Origin of the sequence: Agrobacterium tumefaciens (assembly GCF_013318015.2) — a bacterium.
GTDB lineage: Bacteria > Pseudomonadota > Alphaproteobacteria > Rhizobiales > Rhizobiaceae > Agrobacterium > Agrobacterium tumefaciens.
The window spans coordinates 676762-691609 of the sequence record NZ_CP115841.1 but is presented as its reverse complement, the minus strand read 5'-3'; the positions used below and the strand labels follow the sequence as shown (position 1 = coordinate 691609).

The window sequence follows — 14848 nt, the reverse complement described above, 5'->3', positions numbered from 1 at the left end:
CGCCATGCGCTCGATTTTAGCGCCACTATCTTTCGGGCGCTCAGTTCTAGGTGGAGCTTTTCTGCCAGACGCCTTCGCGTTCCAGCAATCTGGTTGCTGCCACCTGTTCGGCTGCGCGCTTGGAACGCTCGACGCCGGTTTCCGGCTTTACGCCGGGAATTTCCACCGTCACGGTGAAGCTGGGATCGTGATCCGGTCCGGAGCGATCGTCAACCCGATAAGCGGGCGTAACCGCAAATCTGGCATGCGCCCATTCCTGCAATTCAGTCTTGGCATCGCGCCGTCCGGCATCCACGCGCGTTGCGCGGCCCTGCCAGTATTTCAGAATGAACTTGCGGGATGCCTCCAGACCACCATCCAGATAAAGAGTGGCGATCAGGCTTTCGACCACATCGGCGCGCACGTTCAGCATCGCCTTGCCGGTCAGCTTCTTCACATCCGATCCGGTGCGAATGAAATTATGCAGGCCCATTTCGTCGCCGATTGCGGCGCAGGATTCGGCGCTGACAAGCTGGTTGAGGCGAACAGAAAGCTCACCTTCGCTGGCGTTGCGGAAGGTGGAGAACAACAGCTCGGCAACACAAAGGCCGAGAACGCGGTCACCCAAAAACTCCAGCCGCTCGTAATTGCCCGCCGCAGCGGAACGGGCACTCGCATGGGTCAAGGCCCGGTCGAGCCGGGCCTTTTCCTTGAATTCATATCCGATCAACGCTTCGAGACGGGAAATCTCCGCAATCGACAGCGGCTTGGTCTTGCTCATCCCACAACCTTGAAGAGACGGTCCCAGCGCATGTTGGACGGCCAGTCCCAAATGCGGCTGAACGGCGTGTCATTGCCCAGCGAGAAGAAGATGACGCTGGCGCGGCCGATCAGGTTTTCTTCCGGCACGAAACCGACATCGAAACGGCTGTCGAGCGAGTTGTCGCGATTATCGCCCATCATGAAATAATGGCCTTCCGGCACCAGGAATTCCCGGGTGTTGTCGCCGCGCGAATCGGGCGACTGGTCGAGCGTGTCGAAGGTGACGCCATTATCGAGCGTTTCGCGGAACACCGGTACATTGGCGCCCGGATCGGCACGGTAATCGGAGGTGAAGGTGCCATCAGGCTGCTTCGGAACCGGCTGGCCGTTGATGAACAGCACGCCGTTCGTCACCTGGATGCGGTCACCCGGCAAGCCGACGAGACGCTTGATGTAATCGACTTCAGGATTGGGCGGCAGGCGGAAGACCACAACATCGCCGCGCTTGGGCTTGCTGAATTCGAGGATACGGCCGGAAAACAGGTTCGGCGAAAAGGGCAGCGAATATTTCGAATAGCCGTAGGAGAACTTGTTGACGAAAAGATAGTCGCCTACCAGCAGCGTCGGCATCATCGAACCTGAAGGGATTGTGAAGGGCTGAAACAGCACGGTGCGGATGACCATGGCCAGCAGCAGCGCCTGAATGATGACCTTGACGTTTTCCCAGAGGGCGTTCTGCTTCTTTTCAGCTTTTTCGGACACTTAAAGACCTGCCTGATTGTTTACCGGTTCCTGCGATTTGACGGAGGCGTCCGGGCCGTTGTTGCTCGCGACTGCGGCGGGGTGAAGCAATTTTTCACGCAGCCAGCGGCGCTTTCATATTTCTGCGACTTCTCTAGAACCTTTCCAGCCGGAAGGGAAGCGCTTCTGTCATACGCCTGCAAATAGGCCGCCAATGCGGCAGCCGCCGGTCTCAGTCGCTCACGGGAAGCGCCTCGATAATCACAAATGCCTGAGCGTAAGGGTAATCGTCCGTGATGGTCAGATGGATATTGGCGCGGTGACCGGCGGGCAGCATGGCCGCCAGCCTTTCTGCGGCACCGTTGGTGAGCGCCATGGTCGGCTTGCCGCCCGGCAGATTGACGACCCCCATGTCCTTCCAGAAAACGCCGTTCGCAAGGCCGGTTCCGAGCGCCTTTGAACAGGCTTCTTTGGCGGCGAAACGCTTGGCGTAGGATGCCGCGCGGTTCTTGCGGCCATCGGACTTGGCGCGCTCGATATCGGTGAAACAGCGGTGCGTGAAACGTTCACCGAAACGGGTGAGCGAATGTTCGACGCGGCGGATATCGATCAGGTCGCTGCCCAATCCAAGGATCATTTCAACATCTCCAGAGACGCGTTTTTATTGGCGGCGCGATGCGCGAGATTTTCCATCTTGCGGCGCTGGAAACCGCTGATGAGGCTGTAGACGGTGATATAGGCGATGACCGCGCTCACGGCCGCGGGCAAAAGCGCACCTACGGTCATGGGTTCCAGCACCGGCCTCCATATCTGCCGGAATTCGAGGTGGCTTAACAGCGCAACGAAATCCACATGCGCAACCCCCGCCTCCTTCTGTCGTCCGAGCAGGAAATGCCCGAGTTCCCAGGTGGACGCCCAGATGAACGGAAATGTCAGGGGATTGGCGAAGGTGGTGCCGAGTGCTGCCGCGACGAGATTGACGCGCATGAGGAAACCGAGCGCCATGGCGATAATGATATGCACGCCGAGAAACGGTGTCCACGCCACGCCGATACCGAGCGCGACACCGGCGGCAATCGAATGCGGAGACGCAGACAACCGCAGGAGACGCAGCTTCATATAGCGCAGCGAACGGGTAAATCCCGTGCGCGGCCAAAAGAGGTCACGAATCTTCTCTGAAAAACCAACGGGTTCACGGCGGCGAAACGGCATGAGGGCAGTCTATTTCATCGCCCCGGCTGAGCCAAGAGCATCGTATACGACACGGGGATTTCTTTTGCAGGCATATTTTCCCCGTCATTCCGGCCTTTAGCTGGAATTCCGCCCACACCCCGTTGCATCACCGAGTATACGAACCTTGCCGAACACTCTGACGTCATCCTCAGGCTTGTCCCGAGGATTTGCAAACGATTGATTGAATGCGAGGTTATCAGATCCCTGGGACCAGCCAAGGATGACGTCGAGGAAACAACCACCTCTCGCCGTCAAATTCGTTTCAAAAGCAGCGCGTCCTATCATTTAGACCGGACAGCGGTGAACGCCCGTTTGTAGCGCGCATTCACACAGCCTTACGAGACATGAGAAGGAGCTGACCGACAACGGCCACCCACCTTCCAAGTCCCATACGCATGGCGAACGGCTGCCATGCGCTGAGTGCATTACCGGCGGAACAGGCCGCGGTCGATTTCGCGCTGGCGGAACTCGAGGTCGACATTCGATACGGAGCCGCTGAGATATTCGAATTCGCGTTCCTGGGTCGTCTTGCCACGAACTGCACGGGCGATCTTGCGAAGCGGAGTAAACATGATTTCATGTCCTTTCAGTTTGGAAATGGCGTTTCTCATCGGGGTAGGACCACCGGCACGCCGCGTTTTCCGTTTTCAATTTCTGAAAGGAAGATAGTCGCAAACCACATGCGCGACCAGAGACAGTAAAAGGCCGCTGCCATGCACTCAATGCATAACAGCGGCCTTTTGGAATGTGCGAATGATCAAAAATGCCTCAATCGAAGGCACGTTTGACCGTGGATACGCAATCGAGGTCTTTCAGCTGCGACAGCAGCTGGTTGAGTTGCCGCAAATCCCAGACTTCGACATCCAGCGCCAGTTCGGAGAAATCCGTGCCGATGCGGACCATATTCAGGGCGCGTATGTTGACATCCAGCGTCGCGATCGATTGCGCCACGGAGGCGAGCGTGCCGGGTTCGTTCAGCGCGTTGATCATCACCCGCGCCATGAAGCGCGACTTGTTCGCCTCATCAAGATCCCAGCGGACATCAATCCAGCGCTCCGGCTCATCGTCGAAACGCTGCAGCGCCGGCGCCTGAATGGGATAGATGGTGATGCCCTTGCCTTTTTCCATGATGCCGACGATGCGATCGCCCGGAACGGCGCCGGCGGCACCAAAATGCACATCGACATTGCCGGAAAGGCCACGGATGGGCAGCGGGTCCGGTCCATCGAGCATTTCGGCTGCGCCATCGTCTTCCAGAACGGAGCGCGACTTTCCGGGGATCTTGAAGACCATACCGGAAGCGCTGCGCATGTTGAACCAGCCGTCGTCGCCGGTCATCTTCACCGTCACGCGCTCGTCCTGATAATCTGGATAGACTGCACGCAGCACGTCGAGCGAGGAGACCTCGCCGCGCCCGACGGCGGCGATAGCGTCTTCCACATCCTTCTGCGCCAGACGATGCAGCACGGGTTTTAGCGCGTCACGCGAGAAGGCCTTGCCGGCACGTTCGAAAGTGCGCTCCAGAATACGGTAACCGAGACCCGAATATTGCTTGCGAATGGCCATGCGCGTGGCGCGGCGGATGGCCGAGCGGGCCTTGCCCGTCACCACCACCTCTTCCCATGCGGCGGGCGGAACCTGCACGCCGGAGCGGATGATCTCCACCTCGTCGCCATTGTTGAGCCGGGTCACAAGCGGCATGATCCGCCCGTTGATCTTGGCGCCAACCGTGGTGTCGCCGATATTGGTGTGCACCGCATAGGCGAAATCGATGGGCGTCGCGCCACGCGGCAGCGCAATCAGCTTGCCCTTGGGTGTGAAGCAGAACACCTGGTCCTGGAACAGTTCCAGTTTGGTGTGTTCGAGGAATTCTTCCGGGCTGTCGCCTTCTGCCAGCGATTCGATGGTGTGGCGCAGCCAGGAATAGGCGTTGCTCTCCGGCGAGAGGAGATCGCCCTCCCCGTTTTCGCCGTCCTTATAGAGCGCATGGGCGGCAATGCCGAATTCGGCGATTTCGTGCATGCGCTTGGTGCGCAGCTGCAACTCAATACGCTGGCGCGAAGGGCCAACGATCGTGGTGTGGATGGAACGATAGTCGTTTTGCTTCGGCGTGGAGATATAGTCCTTGAAGCGGCCGGGTACCACGCGCCAGCGGGTGTGGACAATGCCGAGCGCCCGGTAGCAGGAAGGAATATCGTCCACCAGAATGCGGAAGCCGTAGACGTCGGACAGTTGCTCGAAAGAGAGCGATTTCGACTGCATCTTGCGGAACACCGAATAGGGCTTCTTCTGACGCCCCTTGACGCTGGCGCCGAGAAGGCCATTCGCCACGAGTAGCTCGCGCAGCTCGTCCTCGATCTTTTTGATGAGCCCTTCGTTGCGCGTTTCCAGTTCCTGAAGGCGGTTGGTCACCGTCTCATAGGCTTCCGGATTGAGGTAACGGAAGGACAGGTCCTCCAGCTCGTCGCGCATGTCCTGCATGCCCATGCGGCCGGCCAGCGGCGCATAGATTTCCATGGTTTCTTCGGAAATGCGGCTGCGTTTGTCCGCCGGCATATATTCCATGGTGCGCATGTTGTGCAGGCGGTCGGCCAGCTTCACCAGAAGAACGCGCACGTCGTCGGAAATGGCAAGCAGCAGCTTGCGCAGGTTTTCGGCCTGCTTGGCCTTGCGCGTGACGAGATCGAGTTTCTTGAGCTTGGTCAGCCCCTCCACCAGTCTGCCGATATCCTCGCCGAACAGCTCGTCGATTTCAGCGCGGGTAGCGGTGGTATCCTCGATCGTATCGTGAAGCAGCGCCACCGCGATGGTCGATTCGTCGAGATGCATTTCCGTCAGGATGGCGGCAACTTCCAGCGGATGCGAGATATAGGGGTCGCCATTGGCCCGCTTTTGCTGGCCATGTTTCTGCATTGCATAAACATAGGCCTTGTTCAGCAGGGCCTCATTCGCATCCGGTTTATATTTTTGAACCCGCTCAACGAGTTCGTATTGCCGCATCATGCGATATTCCACAAAAAGAAAGCGCGCCAACCTTGGGGTCGGCGCACAATGCTGCATCAATAGGGATCAGATTATGACGGCAAATATTGACAGACGGTAACCACCGCCTGCCAATGGCGTCATAAAGTCAGATCAATAGTCGTCATTTTTTTCCGGCGGCACAAGGCCTTCGATACCGGCCAGCAGTTCTTCTTCCGACATCTGGTCGAAAGTAACGGTTTCCGGCTGGTCGTCCTCTTCGCCATCGGCAGTAGCGGAGGCTGCCAGCGTAACCGGATCGGGCTCGGGCTCGTCCACTTCCACATGCTTCTGCAGCGAATGGATGAGATCTTCCTTGAGGTCGTCGGGCGAGAGCATCTCGTCGGCGATTTCGCGCAGAGCGACGACCGGGTTCTTGTCGTTATCGCGGTCAACCGTGATGGACGAGCCCTGGGAAATCTGGCGCGCACGGTGGCTGGCGAGAAGGACCAGCTCGAAACGGTTGTCTACTTTATCAATGCAATCTTCAACTGTGACGCGGGCCATTGCCTGTCCTTTGCGAGTCGTAATGTCGTGGATCAGAGCGCCGTGCTTTCTTGAGGATGCACAAGGGATGCTCTAACCTATTGAATCTGCGCTTCGTGCCTTGCGAAAAACGCTTTGGATTCCTCGCGACGAAGCCTTCCAGCTTCCGATACAGCCATTGGCCGCGGAATTCAAGTTTTTCCTGTCTTTGGCGTCTTTTGGCACCTTATTGCCCTTGTTTGGCGTCTGATGAACAAAATGTCTAGAAGAATTGTCTTGGAATACGGGTGAAGTTACCTTACTTAAAACGCAACGGCGCTACGCAAAATTCGTTGATACGACATGATTTTTCGCATTTGCGACCGGAAATAAAAGCCAGATAATGGCCTTTCCAAAAAAGGAATGGGATGGAATGTTCGATCCACGGGAGAAAATTGCGCTCTTTATAGATGGAGCCAATCTTTATGCAGCATCTAAAAGCCTGGGGTTCGATATCGACTATCGCAAGCTTCTTAAGGCGTTTCAGAAGCGCGGATACCTGCTGCGCGCCTATTATTACACCGCATTGATCGAGGATCAGGAATATTCCTCGATCCGCCCTCTGATCGACTGGCTGGATTATAACGGCTACAAGGTCGTGACGAAGCCGGCGAAGGAATTCACCGACGCGCTCGGTCGCCGCAAGATCAAAGGCAACATGGATATCGAACTTGCTGTCGATGCCATGGAACAGTCAGAGACCGTCGACCATCTGGTTCTGTTTTCCGGTGACGGCGATTTCACCAAGCTGGTGGACGCGCTTCAGCGCAAGGGCCGCAAGGTTTCCGTGGTGTCCACCATGGCAACGCAGCCCGCAATGATCGCCGACGATCTGCGCAGACAGGCAGATCACTTCATTGATCTCATGACCTTGAAGGCCGAAATCGGGCGTGATCCGAACGAGCGCCCTGCCCGGCACGTCGAAAGCCCCGAGACGATCTGATACCGGTTTTTAAGCCGCCGACCTAATGAGAACGCGTCCGTCTGCAAGGCGGGCGCGTTTTTGTTTGGCGCCACAACCGTGTATTCCTGCCGGAAAATTCCTCTTAAAATTAACAAACATCAAATTCGGCCAGTCAAAATTATATCTTGGTTAATTTTAGACGTGTCTAAATCACCCAACGGCACCAACGACATGATTTCGGTGTCAAATCAGGATGTTCAGACATGCATGGCCAAGTAAAAACCAATCAACAACTCGACGAAAGACTTAATTTTCTGGGGCTTGGCCAGGAGCAACGGCAAAACCTTTCGGACATGAAGGGCGTCATTACAGGCTCGCTCGACGCCTCTCTCGACCGGTTTTATGCGAAGGCGCGCTCCGTGCCGGAAACGGCGAAATTCTTTGCAAGCGACGCGCATGTCCAGCATGCCAAAGGCATGCAGATGAAACACTGGGCAAGAATTGCCTCCGGCACCTTCAACTCGGACTATACCGATGCCGTGACGGCCATCGGCCGTACCCATGCAAGGCTGGGGCTGGAGCCGAGATGGTATATTGGCGGTTACGCGCTGATGCTTGATGGCATCGTCAAAGCCGTCGTCAATTCAGAACTGAAGGGCCTTTTCCAGGAAAAGAAGGCCAAGAAGCTGAACGACGCCCTGACGGTAACGATCAAGGCCGCCCTTCTCGACATGGACTATTCGATCTCCGTATACCTCGACGTGCTTGCCGCCGAGCGGCTGAAGGTCGAGGAGGAACAGGCGCAGATGAAGAAGGAGCAGGAGCACGTTCTCGAACTGCTCAACAACGCCCTGAACAAGCTGGCGAATGGCGACCTTACCTCCAGCATCAATGAAAAGACTGCACCACAATTCGAGGGGCTGATTGCCAATTTCAACGCTGCGGTCGGCAATCTCGCGGGTGCATTCTCGCAGATCGTCGAGGAAGCCAACAAGATATCAGGCAATACGCGCGAACTGACATCGGCGACCGACGACATGGCCCGCAGAACGGAGCAGCAGGCAGCAGCCCTTGAGGAAACCGCCGCCGCCGTGGAGGAAATCACCACCATTTCCAAGCTTTCGGCGCAGCGCTCCGAAGAAGCCAAGGCCATCGTCGAAAGCTCGGCCGCCGAAGCGGCGCGGTCACGGGATGTGGTGACGGAAGCGGTAAAAGCGATGGGCGCCATCGAGGAATCGTCGCAGAAGATCACCCAGATCATTTCCGTCATCGACGAGATTTCGTTCCAGACGAACCTTCTGGCGCTGAATGCCGGTGTGGAAGCCGCGCGTGCCGGTGAAGCTGGCAAGGGTTTTGCCGTCGTCGCCCAGGAAGTGCGCGAGCTGGCACAGCGTTCAGCCAACGCCGCCAAGGAGATCAAGACCCTCATCACCAAATCCTCGGAGGATGTGATGCAGGGCGTATCGCTGGTCAATAAAACCGGGCAATCGCTGAATACGATCGGCAACAAGGTGGATCATATTCAGGAACATATCACCTCACTGACCAAGGCGGCCCAGGAGCAGTCCGTCGGCATTCAGGAAATCAGCGCCGCCATCAACAGCATGGACAATCTGACCCAGAAGAATGCGGCCATGGTGGAAGAAACCAACGCGGCCACGCACAATCTGAGCGATGTGAGCGCCAATCTGGCGGCACTGGTCAGCCGGTTCAGCGTTTCGGCGTCCACCTCCTATGTGGAGCGGACTTACAGGGCGGCGTGAGAGCTGTCTATTCAAGAGGCGAAAGCATCCCCGCTCTCATTTCTGTGCTTGTCACAACAATCTAGCCAGACCAAATCCTTGGGCTGAAAAGAACTCGCTCGCCGCGCAGACGCGCGGCGGCTTGATTCCTGCGACAAGTGCAGGAATGAGGGATGAGCTCTAGGCGTTGTTGCCCTTCAGCAGCCGCGACTTCTGCCGGTTCCAGTCGCGTTCCTTCTCCGTCTCGCGCTTGTCGTGCAGCTTCTTGCCCTTGGCCAGTGCCAGTTCCAGCTTCGCACGGCCCTTTTCGTTGAAATAGACCTTCAGCGGCACCAGCGTCATGCCTTCACGGTTGATGCCGGCGCGTAGACGGTTGATCTCGCGCTTGTTCAGCAGCAACTTGCGACGGCGGCGCGGCTCGTGGTTGAAGCGGTTGGCCTGCAGATATTCCGGCAGGTGGGAATTGATGAGCCAGATTTCATCGCCCTCGTCCGATGCGTAGGACTCGGCGATATTAGCCTTGCCTTCGCGCAGCGCCTTGACCTCGGTGCCGGTCAGCACCAAACCCGCCTCATAGGTGTCGATGATTTCGTAGTTGAAACGAGCCTTGCGGTTTTCCGCAACGATCTTGTTCACCACGCGCTGGCTGCCATTGGGGGCCATGATATTTCAATCCCTTGTTTTTCTTATTGCGCCTGCGGCTTGTCCGCCACGAGCGGTTTTCACGTTTCTATTTAGTATCGTCGTTACGAAAAGAAAAGGCGCGCGAAACGGCTTCTGTCGCGAAGCAGTCCCATTGCGCGCCTTTGGGTTTCAGGTGTCCGTCAGTTCATCAGGCCGGCATGCTTCAGCGCCGCGTCGATTGCCGCTTCCGTTGCCGGTTCCAGCGTGCTCATCAACGGCGAGCGGACCTTGCGGTTGCCGCCACGGGTCTTCGAAAGCGCATATTTTGTGCCGCAGACACCAGGTTCCATGAAGATGGCCCGGTGCAGAGGCATCAGGCGGTCCTGATACTCCAGCGCCTTGGCGTAGTCGCCTGCAAGCATGGCCGCCTGGAATTCAGAACAGAGGCGTGGCGCAACATTGGCGCTGACCGAAATGCAGCCGACGCCGCCATGGGCGTTGAAGCCGAGTGCCGTGCCATCTTCGCCGGACAGCTGGATGAAATCCTTGCCGCAGGAAATCCGCTGTTCGGAGACGCGGTCGAGCTTGCCCGTCGCATCCTTGACGCCGACGATGTTCTTGTGCGCCTTCACAAGCGCACCCATGGTTTCCGGCGACATATCCACCACCGAACGCGGCGGGATGTTATAGATGACGATCGGCAGTTTCACCGCTTCCGCAACTGCGGAAAAATGGGCGAAAAGCCCCTTCTGCGTCGGCTTGTTGTAATAGGGGGTGACCACCAGCAGCGCATCCGCGCCGGCATCCTGCGCGTGCAGGGCAAGTTCGATCGCTTCATCGGTATTGTTGGAGCCAGCGCCCGCGATGACCGGAACCCGTTTCGCCGCTACCTCGATGCACAGCTCGACCACACGTTTGTGCTCGTCGTGGGACAGGGTTGGAGATTCCCCCGTCGTGCCCACAGGCACAAGTCCGTTGCTGCCTTCGGCAATCTGCCATTCCACATGGGCGGCAAATGCCTGTTCGTCCACGGCACCATTGTCCGTGAACGGGGTAATGAGGGCGGGAATTGATCCCTTGAACATACAAAGCTCCTGGCGCCGAGCCGGTTCATGCTTCGGCCGCATTCGATGGTTAAAACCGGCACACATTAGTGCCAGCCCTTGGCGCCGACAAGCGCAAAGGCAGCCTATTTTGTCCGAAATTGTCGGAAGTGTGACAGTCGCGGAAGCTCACGCGGCAGGCAAAAAACGAGGCGGTGGAATTTTACGCCGCTCGCAGACCGGTGAATAAAAGTTGATTGGAGTGCCGAGCGGAAAGTAAGGTTTCGTTAAGCACAGTCTCCGTAGATTCCAGAGCGGGATCTGAGGCGAAATTCATAGGTGCAACGCACTGGCGCATTTCGCAATCCCGCTGCAATGAAACGACAATACAAGAAGGTCGATTGTTTCCGTCCAGTGATGAAGAGCGGTATGAAAAAGACAGTTTGGGGATTGATGGCGGCAGGTCTTGCCGCGACCGTTTGGAACGCGCTGGCCGGCCCCGTGCCGGAAGCTGCCGTGCCGCTTCCCTATGTGAAGCCGAATGCGCCTGCTGTTCCCGCCTTCATGCCGGCCTCGCCCGAAATTACCGGCGCCATACCACGCCTTAACCGGCCTGACGATGCGAGCCAGCTTAAAGCCGGACTGGATGCGCTTTCCAGCCGCGACACGACACGCGCCATCGCCCTTCGCAACGCCATGCAGACAGGCAGTCTCGACCGGCATATTCTTACCTGGGCGATTGCCATTTCCGGGCAGAGGGACGTGCCCTCCGCCGAAATCACTACAGCCCAGAGCGAGCTGGCGGGGTGGCCGGGTGCGGCGACGCTGCGCGCCAATTCCGAAAAGGCGCTTTACCGCGAAAATCCACCGGCACCCCAGGTGCTTGCCGCTTTTGCCAGCGGCCGGCCGGAAACAGCCGAGGGCACCGTTGTGCTCGCCAAGGCCCTCACCTCTTCCGGCAAGGCTTTGGAAGCACAACGCCTCATTCGCCAGCTCTGGGTGAGCGAAGGCATGGACAAGGACATGGAAGACCGTGTTCTTGCCGAGTTCCCGACTTATCTGACGCCCGCCGACCACAAGGCGCGGATGGATTATCTGATGTATCGCAGCCGAATCGGCCAGGCGAAACGTTTCGGTGATCTCGGCAAGGCGCAGTCGCTCTACAATGCCTGGGCCGCCGTGCTGCAGCGCTCAGGCAATGCCGTGGCGCTGCTGGGCAAGGTCGACGCCAACTTGCGCAGAGACCCTGCTTTTCTCTTCGCGCGCATCGAGAATCTGCGCAACCAGCAGAAATATCCGGAAGCCGCAGCACTTTTAAAGCAGGCGCCGAAGGACACGGCAAAACTCGTCAATCCCGGCGAATGGTGGAACGAGCGGCGAATCATCGCGCGCGGCGTCGCCGATCTCGGCGATTTTGCCGAAGCCTATCGCATCGTCGCCAATCATTCGGCCACATCAGCCGTCGATGTTGCCGATGCGGAATTCCATGCTGGATGGTATGCGTTGCGGGCGCTGCGCGATCCCGCCACGGCCTCACGCCACTTCAACACCCTTTTGCAGACCTCGAACCGGCCACTTTCCGCCTCGCGCGCCTATTATTGGCTCGGGCGGGCGGCGGAAGTGGGCGGGCCGGGCAATGCCCGCGATTTCTTCACCAAGGCGGCTGCCCATTCCGGCACCTTTTACGGCCAGCTTGCTGCCGCACGAATCGATGCAAAGACGCTGAACGTCACATACCCTGCTCCGAGCGCTGCCGACCGTGAACGCTTTGCCGGCCGCGAAGCGGTGCGGGCCATCGACAGGCTGGAAGCCGCAGGCTACGGCTGGCGGGCCGACAGCCTCTACAGGTCATTGGCAGATCAGCTCGACAGCCCGGGCGAGCTTGCCATTTTGGCAGCAAGGGCGGAGGGCAACGGCAACCATCAGGTATCACTGCAAATCGGCAAGACGGCCTTCAGCCGCGGCATCGATGCGGCCGCCCTTGCCTATCCGCTCGGTGTCATTCCCGCCAGTGCCAATATTGCCGGCTCCGGCAAGGCGCTTGCCTATGCCATCGCCCGGCAGGAAAGCGCCTTCAACCCGGCCGCCGTCTCCGCTGCCAATGCCCGCGGACTACTGCAATTATTGCCCGGAACCGCCAAGGGCGTGGCCGGGCGCCACGGCCTGCCCTACACGCAGGCGATGCTGACCAGCGACGCCGGATATAACGCCACGCTCGGCGCACATTATCTCGGCGAACAGATCGACAGTTTCGGCGGCTCCTACATCCTCACCTTCATCGCCTATAATGCCGGCCCGAAACGTGTGCCGGAATGGATCGCCCGCTATGGCGACCCGCGGGGCAAGCCGATCGACGATGTCGTGGACTGGATCGAGCGCATCCCCTTCCCCGAAACCCGCAATTACGTGCAGCGGGTGATGGAGAATTATCAGGTCTACAAGACGAGGCTGGGGCAACAGGCTGATATTGTCGATGACCTGCGTCATGGGCGGGCGGGATAGAAGACCGGTTCATCAGTTGACTACTGTCAAAATATCAAAGCACCGGCAGGCCCGGTGCTTTTTTTGTTTTCAGGATTTACCGCACTCAAACGAAAAAGCCCGGCTCGAGAGCCGGGCTTTCCATCACTGACAATGTCAGATCAGATTAGAACGTGCGCTGAAGGCGAACGAAGCCGGTCCAGCTGTCGCCGGTCGGACCATCGACGTCCTGGTAGTTTGCAGCGATCTTGGCATCGAGACCCTGGGTGATCTTGTAATCAACCGTCAGGCCAGCGCGCCATGCATCGTTGTCGCCGGTGAAGTCACCATCAGGAGCGATATCGATCGTACCGAGGTACTGAGCGCCGGGGGTGATGGTCAGCTTGTCAGTTGCCTTGATTGCGTATTCAGCAGCAACTGCCCACTCGGACTCTTCGTAGTAGTAGTTTGCGCCAGAAGCCCAAACGCCAGAGAGACCGAAGGTGCCGGGACCGATGTCAGCCGTCAGGATAGCGCGGATTGCACCATTTTCCTGGTCGGTGTCATAGGAGCCGAGCAGGTTGGCAGAAACTGCGCCGAACTTCGCACCGATGATGCCGCTGACGCCGACGTTGTTCGGGCCTTCAAAGACGCCACCCTTGGCAACGCCGAGGTTGGAGTTGCCGTCACGTACCGAGTCGAGTTCTTCAACGCTGATACCAGCATAGAACGAACCAGCATCGTAGGTGTAACGCAGAGCGTTGCTACGGGTGGAGTTCGAAGAAAGGATATCGGTTTCGCCGGAGAGATCGTCATCCCACCAGGTGTACATGTAACCGACCTTCAGGCCGCCGAGTTCGATGAAAGCCTGGTCGACGTTGACGCCACGGTCGCTGTCGTTGTTGGCCTGGCCACGAAGACCGATGTAACCACGCAGAGCGCCGAGTTCGGTGTCGGTGCGGGTGTCGATGTTGAACTGGGCGCGCGTGAACGAGTTCCAGTCAGACGTACCGGACTGGTTACGACCGAAGTCCGTCTGGAAACGGATGTAACCGTCGAACTTCAGGCAGGTTTCGGTGCCGGGGATGTAGAAGAAGCCGGTGCCGAAAGCGTCGCAAACGCGAACGTATTCCAGGGGCTCAGGCTCAGCAGCGACGATAGCGTCGGCAGCGTGAGCGCCGGATACTGCTGCGAGAGCCGCAGCGGAGCCGATCAAAAGGCTCTTGATGTTCATGGTTGACCTCCAGTCAAACGCTTAATTTTCTAAGCAGCGGGTGGGGAAACACAACTAAATGCGTGCCGCTTATGGAGATGATTAGAGCCAAAACCGGCCGGGGAGGCAATCCCAATGATGACAAAAGGAAGACAGTAAGGGGACCTTAGTTTTGCATTGTTGCGAAATAGCTACAATTCTAACCGACGGGCAGCACTTCCTAACAAAACGTTAATAATTCATGCTTTTCAGCGACTTAAGCGAAATGCCGATAAATGAGATAAGTCATTCCTCATCCCACCGCCAGAATTCTGACATCGCTGCGCCATGGGAAATCGTCTGAAACGCGGTGCCATTGGTGGGAAATCGGGCTGTCGGCAGCAATGCTTCCATCCGCAGCAGGAGAGAATCAGTTCCCAGTTCGACAGGCCCAAAACAGTTGAGTGGCAGACGAATCGGCAACGATACAAACCGACTTAAGCCGTAACGGAAAGTCGCCGGGATATCGAAACGCCGGCCAATCGACGCTTTGCCTGCCCCTCGCCAATGTGCATCAAACGAAAAAGCCCGGCTCAAGAGCCGGGCTTTCCATCACTGACGA

The 14848-nt window shown here is 57.9% G+C and carries 14 protein-coding genes; 3 read left to right on the top strand and 11 right to left on the bottom strand.

Translation table 11 applies throughout. The features are described from left to right. Positions 1-46: 46 nt before the first annotated feature. From rnc to rpoZ, 7 genes are all read right to left on the bottom strand, one after another. Positions 47-760, bottom strand: a complete 714-nt coding sequence (gene rnc, locus G6L97_RS03470) for a ribonuclease III (protein WP_003512245.1) — start codon at positions 758-760, stop codon at positions 47-49. Then, positions 757-1503 carry a signal peptidase I gene (gene lepB, locus G6L97_RS03465; RefSeq protein WP_003512243.1) on the bottom strand — a complete coding sequence of 249 codons (747 nt, stop codon included), beginning with the start codon at positions 1501-1503 and terminating at the stop codon, positions 757-759. The genes rnc and lepB overlap by 4 nt, the downstream gene beginning before the upstream one ends. Before the next feature lie 211 nt (positions 1504-1714). Continuing rightward, on the bottom strand, positions 1715-2119 hold the full coding sequence (gene acpS, locus G6L97_RS03460) for a holo-ACP synthase (protein ID WP_003512241.1): 405 nt from the start codon (positions 2117-2119) through the stop codon (positions 1715-1717). Beyond that, positions 2116-2694, bottom strand: a complete 579-nt coding sequence (locus G6L97_RS03455; RefSeq protein WP_111783195.1) for a DUF2062 domain-containing protein — start codon at positions 2692-2694, stop codon at positions 2116-2118. Before G6L97_RS03455 ends, acpS begins: the two co-directional genes overlap by 4 nt. Before the next feature lie 446 nt (positions 2695-3140). After that, positions 3141-3287 carry a hypothetical protein gene (locus G6L97_RS03450; protein ID WP_003496944.1) on the bottom strand — a complete coding sequence of 49 codons (147 nt, stop codon included), beginning with the start codon at positions 3285-3287 and terminating at the stop codon, positions 3141-3143. A gap of 196 nt (positions 3288-3483) precedes the next feature. Further along, a complete protein-coding gene (locus G6L97_RS03445) occupies positions 3484-5718 on the bottom strand; it encodes a RelA/SpoT family protein (RefSeq protein WP_003512236.1) in 2235 nt (744 codons plus the stop codon). A 132-nt stretch (positions 5719-5850) separates the two neighbouring features. Then, positions 5851-6243 carry a DNA-directed RNA polymerase subunit omega gene (gene rpoZ / locus G6L97_RS03440; protein WP_003512234.1) on the bottom strand — a complete coding sequence of 131 codons (393 nt, stop codon included), beginning with the start codon at positions 6241-6243 and terminating at the stop codon, positions 5851-5853. A 391-nt stretch (positions 6244-6634) separates the two neighbouring features. Here rpoZ and G6L97_RS03435 point away from each other — a divergent pair, with 391 nt between their 5' ends. Then, entirely contained in the window at positions 6635-7204 is a 570-nt protein-coding gene (locus G6L97_RS03435; protein WP_013635795.1) for a LabA-like NYN domain-containing protein, read from the top strand. 224 nt (positions 7205-7428) lie between these two features. After that, entirely contained in the window at positions 7429-8928 is a 1500-nt protein-coding gene (locus G6L97_RS03430; protein ID WP_065704832.1) for a globin-coupled sensor protein, read from the top strand. 159 nt (positions 8929-9087) lie between these two features. Here G6L97_RS03430 and smpB read toward each other — a convergent pair whose 3' ends face one another. Both smpB and dapA read right to left on the bottom strand, forming a co-directional pair. Continuing rightward, positions 9088-9570: an SsrA-binding protein SmpB gene (gene smpB / locus G6L97_RS03425; RefSeq protein ID WP_174002729.1), complete on the bottom strand. Its 483-nt coding sequence runs from the start codon at positions 9568-9570 to the stop codon at positions 9088-9090. A 161-nt stretch (positions 9571-9731) separates the two neighbouring features. Next, positions 9732-10616 carry a 4-hydroxy-tetrahydrodipicolinate synthase gene (gene dapA, locus G6L97_RS03420; protein WP_003512226.1) on the bottom strand — a complete coding sequence of 295 codons (885 nt, stop codon included), beginning with the start codon at positions 10614-10616 and terminating at the stop codon, positions 9732-9734. Positions 10617-11003: 387 nt separating this feature from the next. On the opposite strand from dapA, the gene G6L97_RS03415 reads away from it, so the two are divergent. Further along, positions 11004-13076, top strand: coding sequence for a lytic transglycosylase domain-containing protein (locus G6L97_RS03415; protein WP_162686625.1), 2073 nt, complete (start codon positions 11004-11006; stop codon positions 13074-13076). Between the two features lie 145 nt (positions 13077-13221). On the opposite strand, the gene G6L97_RS03410 is transcribed toward G6L97_RS03415, so the two are convergent. Together G6L97_RS03410 and G6L97_RS03405 are read right to left on the bottom strand one after the other, a co-directional pair. Continuing rightward, positions 13222-14268: a porin gene (locus G6L97_RS03410; RefSeq protein WP_013635791.1), complete on the bottom strand. Its 1047-nt coding sequence runs from the start codon at positions 14266-14268 to the stop codon at positions 13222-13224. A 264-nt stretch (positions 14269-14532) separates the two neighbouring features. After that, positions 14533-14823, bottom strand: a complete 291-nt coding sequence (locus tag G6L97_RS03405) for a hypothetical protein (RefSeq protein ID WP_142851133.1) — start codon at positions 14821-14823, stop codon at positions 14533-14535. Between the last annotated feature and the right edge of the window lie 25 nt (positions 14824-14848).